This is a genomic window from Mesotoga sp. UBA5847 (genome assembly GCF_002432735.1).
In the GTDB taxonomy this organism is placed as follows: domain Bacteria; phylum Thermotogota; class Thermotogae; order Petrotogales; family Kosmotogaceae; genus Mesotoga.
The window spans coordinates 1-5,215 of the sequence record NZ_DJGL01000072.1; the positions used below are offsets into that span (position 1 = coordinate 1).

At 46.7% G+C, this 5,215-nt stretch carries 5 protein-coding genes; 4 read left to right on the plus strand and 1 reads right to left on the minus strand.

The annotated features are described in order from the left end of the window. Positions 1 to 386 (minus strand): DUF1349 domain-containing protein (locus tag B3K91_RS08150; protein ID WP_292594592.1); only part of this gene is annotated, 386 nt, incomplete at its 3' end. A 365-nt stretch (positions 387 to 751) separates the two neighbouring features. On the opposite strand from B3K91_RS08150, the gene B3K91_RS08155 reads away from it, so the two are divergent. Genes B3K91_RS08155 through B3K91_RS08170 form a run of 4 tightly spaced genes read left to right on the plus strand, consistent with a single transcriptional unit; the run spans position 752 to position 5,194 of the window. Continuing rightward, positions 752 to 1,792, plus strand: a complete 1,041-nt coding sequence (locus B3K91_RS08155; protein ID WP_292589441.1) for an ABC transporter permease — start codon at positions 752 to 754, stop codon at positions 1,790 to 1,792. Further along, on the plus strand, positions 1,789 to 3,183 hold the full coding sequence (locus B3K91_RS08160) for an ABC transporter permease (RefSeq protein ID WP_103134611.1): 1,395 nt from the start codon (positions 1,789 to 1,791) through the stop codon (positions 3,181 to 3,183). The genes B3K91_RS08155 and B3K91_RS08160 overlap by 4 nt, the downstream gene beginning before the upstream one ends. A gap of 5 nt (positions 3,184 to 3,188) precedes the next feature. Next, complete coding sequence (locus B3K91_RS08165; RefSeq protein ID WP_099829757.1) at positions 3,189 to 4,160, plus strand: ABC transporter ATP-binding protein; 972 nt, start codon at positions 3,189 to 3,191, stop codon at positions 4,158 to 4,160. Continuing rightward, positions 4,157 to 5,194, plus strand: a complete 1,038-nt coding sequence (locus B3K91_RS08170; protein ID WP_214060652.1) for an ABC transporter ATP-binding protein — start codon at positions 4,157 to 4,159, stop codon at positions 5,192 to 5,194. Before B3K91_RS08165 ends, B3K91_RS08170 begins: the two co-directional genes overlap by 4 nt. Positions 5,195 to 5,215 lie beyond the last annotated feature (21 nt).

Here is a 5,215-nt window from a genome sequence, read left to right on the forward strand (position 1 = left end):
TTCGTATCGGCTGGCACATTCTGAGTTGACCAATCCGAGTAACCCGAGTTCGTAACGACCGCACCGAGTTTTGATGGGTCTGAGCCTTCAAATTCAACCGAGCTCTTGAGCCAACAAGAAGGAGAGATTCTTACCATCACACCAGCTTGATCATATTGATTGACCGGCAGAAACTTCACTCCAACTATCAGCGAGAAATCTCCCATCAAAGAAAGATGTAAGAAGTGCCCGTTATCGTTTCTAAACCCATAACTCGTCCTCTGCCAGAAATCCGTTTGTGAATCCGCATCAATCACAAGTTTCTCACCATCCAGCTCCCAGTTGCTTGGTTCATTGAACCATTTGAAGTACTTCATAGCTTCCTTATTAAATGAAGACAACCGCATATGATACCTCCCGATTTTCTTTCTGGATTATATCGCGACAAGATCGAAACACGTAACCAATAGTATATAATTGCTTTGAATCATTAAGACTATCCTAACTTTTCCTGTGCTTTGCAATACTATGTGTCTTTTGAAAGGAAAATAATCTGTAGACGAGATTTTCCTTCTAATCATGTTGTTTCGAGTTGCTCCGAGAAGACCTTAACACCACTCACAAAAACACAAGACATTCACCCGGAGTGATTCAGTTCATAGGCAACTGAAATACGAGATCGTTCCTGATGCTTATTTGGAAATGGTGGAGGTCCCGGTAATACTTTTGTCAGTGGAAGTCAGAAGGAATTGTCTGCCAATCGAGGTGATTTATGTACTGGAAATACGCAATCAAGAGAGTTTTATACGGATTTCTGATGTATTCAATCCTAATCTTCATCTTTTCTGCTCTATTCAATACAGTAATGGAGCAAACTCTGAGAGCGCAGATAGAGGAGCAGATCAGAGGCGAAACTATGAGGATGACAAGTCTCAACGAGAGCCAGCTTGCAAATTACGTCGCAAACAGAAGAAACGACCTGTACTCTCTATACCGGCTGAACAGACCTGTCGCTGAGAGAGTAGTGTGGCGAACATGGGACACGCTGACATTCAATTTTGGGAATTCTACAATCATTAGAGCTTCAGATGGCAGCAGGAGCGTATGGAGTGTTGTTTCGGAGGCGATCCCAAAGACACTTCTTCTCTTTTCGGTAGCTATGATGGTAGACATTGTCCTGGGCCTGCTTCTAGGACTGAAAAAGGCACAGAAAGCAGGCGGGTTTCTAGACAAAAGCACTTCGGTGGGAACTATGGTGGTATTTGGCATGCCATCATGGTGGTTGGGAATGATAATGATAATGTTCTTTGCTTACGGAGTGAAGATCTTTCCTTCAGGTGGTCTACATTCTACTCCTCCTCCAGAGGGAATTTCGTATTTCTTCGACCTTCTCTATCATCTAGCTCTTCCGGTACTGACACTTGTTGTCATCGGGTTCTGGGGAAGGGCTTTCCTTACTCGAAACATAGTCCTCGGAGTCCTTCAGGATGATTACATCATGGCAGCAAGAGCAAGAGGTATTCCTGAGAGGAGAGTTCTGTACGGGCATACAATGAGAACATCTGCTCCACCAATTGTAACGATGTCACTTCTCGCTCTTCTGGCATCTGTAGGAGGCAATATAGTGTTCGAGGGCATTTTCTCCTGGCCTGGAATGGGCAATCTGTACTGGATTGCTTTGCAGCAGAATGATGTTCCGGTCCTCATGGGAAACCTGGCTATTACGACCGGACTATATATTTGTGGTCTTGTGATTCTTGATCTTATATATGGCTTGCTTGATCCAAGGATCAAGGTAGGTGGTAAACAGTGACTATTAGCGACTTCAGAAGATCATTAGGCGGTTTTTGGAGCGAGTTCAGAAAGGTCAAGTCAGGCATAATCGGGGTAATCTTTCTTGTTATATTCATGTTTATCTTGATCTTCGAACCGGTTATCGTCCCCTATCCCGAAGCAAATCTGAAGTGGAGGGACATAACTTATTGGCAGGACCTACCGGCTAGCGCTCCGCCTTCATGGATCAATATATTCGCTTCAAAAAAGAGAGCTGTTTCCGAGAGTATTGAGGAATACTCGTTTTCTGAGACTATGGCGGGAGCGATGAGAATACAAGAATACGTCTTCGAATACGATTATTCTGCTTCAGTTGCTCCTTCAGATATCGTATTTCATGCCTCGGGAGTCGGCAAACCAACTGTAGTTATTGCGATCGAGAGACCGGACGGTTTGACGATCGATCTATATAGAAAACAGCTTGAAGTGTCCCCTACTCAGAGTCTAAGAGTTTCGATAGACAGATCGTCTCAGACTTCGGCCATGAATTTTGGAAAGAAGTATTCCCCCTCAGAAGGAGTCCAGCTTCAGACCATAAAGACTACTGATGTTCTGTTCTCTAAGGCTCAACCGGGCATATTCAGAAGCCCTTCGCCATTGGTGGGAACATACAAGTTGAAGGTAACCCTTTTGCTGCAGAAGGCCGACGAAAATATCGAAGGAGCCTTTGTAAATATTGCAGGCAGAGTGCACGGCATTCTGGGAACGGACAACTCCAAGAGAGACATATGGAGCGGAGTAATCGCAGGCGTGAAATGGGCTATGCTTATCGGACTGCTCACTGCCCTCATCTCAGTATCCATAGGTGTCGTATATGGTGTCATAAGTGCATACGTCGGAGGCTGGAAGGACTCTCTCATGCAAAGGATATTCGAGATATTCATAAGCGTTCCTATGCTTCCCGTTCTCATCGTCATGAGCGCAGTCTTCAAGCCGAATATATGGGTAATGATAGGAATAATGTGCATCTTCTACTGGGTAGGACCGGTGAAGACAGTCAGAAGCATGGGACTCCAGATAAAGGAAGAGACCTACATAGAGGCCTCAAGAGCTCTCGGGGCATCTAATACGAGAATAATCTTCAAGCATATGGTGCCTCTGCTTATCCCTTACGCCTTCGCCTCTATGGCGCTCAATGTCCCAGGTGCTATCGTTGTAGAGGCTACGATAAGCCTTTTGGGTCTTGGAGATGCAACTATTGTTACGTGGGGACAGATACTCCAGGCAGCCAACAGCGGCGGAGCTATGCTGAGTGGGATGTGGTGGTGGGTAATACCACCAGGACTGGCGATAGCCTTCATGGGTATGACATTCGCATTTGTAGGGTTTGCAATGGACAAGATACTTAACCCGAAACTGAAGACGAGGTAATGACTATGGATAACATATTGACAGTAGATAACCTCAAGCTTTACTACTACACGAGCAAAGGTGTCGTGAAGGCCGCAGACGATATCTCTTTCTTTCTCAAGAAGGGTGAGACTCTCGGTCTAGTAGGCGAGTCCGGTTGCGGAAAGACTACCACCGGCTTCGCCCTGCTTAAGATGCCCACTCCCCCGGGTAAGATCGCAGGCGGGAAGATAGTGGTCGACGGTATAGACATTACTCCCCTGCGTGAGAATGAAATGAGAAGGAACATCCGCTGGGAGAAGATCTCCATGGTCTTTCAGGGCGCTATGAATACCCTCACTCCCGTCTACACCATCGGAAAACAGATGATGGAGACTCTGCAGGAACACAGAGAGATGGAGAGAGACGAGGCGAGAAAGAGGATAGAGAAGTATCTCAACCTGGTCGGTCTCTCCAGCGATATAGTTAAGAGATATCCACATGAACTCTCAGGTGGCATGAAACAGAGAATCGCCATCGCTACCGCTCTCTTTCTAGAACCGAAGGTGATAATCTGTGACGAACCCACCACAGCCCTGGATGTTATCGTGCAGGCTCAAATAATAAACCTCCTCAAAGACCTTAAGGAGAAGCTAGACCTTTCATTCATCTTCATAACTCACGACCTTGCAACCGAGGCGGAAGTGTCCGACAGAATAGCCGTTATGTATGCCGGAAAGATAGTGGAGATAGGAACAAACCAGCAGATATACGGAGAACAGGGGCCCTGTCATCCCTATACAAGAAACTTGCTCGCTGCAACTCCCAGACTGCACGCGAAGGTAAGTGAATTATCGTTCATCCCCGGTGCTCCTCCAGACTTACTGGAACCTCCATCGGGCTGCAGATTTCATCCGAGATGTACCCTCGCTATGGATAAGTGCAAGGAAGAAGAACCACCCCTTATTGAGATTGAAGAGGAACACATGGTGGCCTGCTGGAGGTGTGAGAAGAGATGACAGATAAGATCATTGAAGTGAAAGACCTTCAGAAGTGGTTCCCCATAAGGAGAAGCATATCCCAGTTCTTCAAGGGTGAACACAATTATGTTAAGGCCGTTGACGGTATATCCTTCTCAATAAACAGGGGCGAGATATTCGGTCTCGTTGGAGAGTCCGGTTGTGGAAAGACGACGACGGGAAAACTAATTATGAAACTCCTCGAGCCTACAGGCGGCAACATGCTTCTAAACGGAAAGGATGTCACTCATATAGAGAAAGATGAACTGAAGAGATACAGAAGGAACGTACAGATGATCTTTCAGGATCCATACGCTTCCATGAACCCGAGGTTCAAGATAAGGGATGTCATGGAAGAGCCTCTCATAATACACAAACTCGGAGAAGACAGAGACGCGAGAATGAAGATGATAGAGAAGGCTTTGAGGGAAGTCAAGCTCAACCCCCCAGATGAGTTCCTTGTGAGGTATCCCCACATGTTATCCGGTGGTCAGAGACAGAGGGCTGCTACTGCCAGGACTCTTCTTCTCAATCCCGAGCTTCTCGTTGCGGATGAACCGGTATCCATGATAGACCTTTCCACCAGGGCGGAGATACTACACATGATGAAGGAAGTGCAGAGAGACCTTGGACTGACTTATCTCTACATAACACACGATCTCTCTACTGCGAGATACTTCACAGACAGGATAGCTGTCATGTACCTTGGAAAGATAATAGAGATAGGAGATCCAGACGATGTTATAGACAATCCCGTTCATCCATACACAAGGGCTCTCATTGCTGCCGTATGTGAACCGGTCGCGGGAAAGGTGAACAAACCCAAGGTAGTGCCTATAAAGGGAGAGATCCCCTCAGCCGCCAATATCCCTCCCGGCTGCAGATTCCATCCGAGATGTCCTTATGCAAAGGCTGAATGCCGGGAAAAGGAAGAACCTCAACTGCAGGAGATAGAGGACGGACACTTGCATGCCTGCAGGAGATGGAAGGAAGTCGTTGAAGAAAGCAGGAACGGGGTAGGGGTTAAGGGGTAGGAAAGAGCAAAGGATCGGTTC

Bases quoted from the DNA above. Each gene is read 5' to 3' on its own strand.
- B3K91_RS08165 (WP_099829757.1), top strand. From the start codon at position 3,189: ATGGATAACATATTGACAGTAGATAACCTCAAGCTTTACTACTACACG.
- B3K91_RS08170 (WP_214060652.1), top strand. From the start codon at position 4,157: ATGACAGATAAGATCATTGAAGTGAAAGACCTTCAGAAGTGGTTCCCC.
- B3K91_RS08155 (WP_292589441.1), top strand. From the start codon at position 752: ATGTACTGGAAATACGCAATCAAGAGAGTTTTATACGGATTTCTGATG.